Source organism: Saezia sanguinis (assembly GCF_003991585.1).
GTDB lineage: Bacteria > Pseudomonadota > Gammaproteobacteria > Burkholderiales > Burkholderiaceae_C > Saezia > Saezia sanguinis.
This window is the reverse complement of record NZ_PQSP01000135.1, coordinates 1-255: the sequence shown is the minus strand read 5'-3', so window position 1 is coordinate 255 and position 255 is coordinate 1. Positions and strand designations below refer to the sequence as shown.

The 255-nt window shown below is 55.3% G+C and carries 1 protein-coding gene; it reads left to right on the top strand.

Annotated features, from left to right (window positions below; all coding sequences use genetic code 11):
- The coding region (locus CUZ56_RS15250; protein ID WP_148113780.1) for a DNA polymerase at nucleotides 1-255 on the top strand (255 nt) is incomplete at both ends.

The following is a 255-nucleotide window of genomic DNA, read 5'->3' as shown; positions in this document are numbered from 1 at the left end:
GGGTTGTACGAGACGACCGAGCATCCTTTCCTTGCCCATCTTCTCGAGCACCGAGACGCCATCAAGTTGCGTCAGACCGTTGATGGGTTGCTCAAGGAGATCCGTGATGACGGTCGAGTCCACACCACGTATATGCAGACGGTTGCCGTGACTGGAAGATTGTCGAGCAAGGACCCAAACCTTCAAAACATTCCGATGCGTACCGAAGAGGGACGACGCATCCGCGAAGGGTTTGTTGTCGGTGAGGGGTACGAA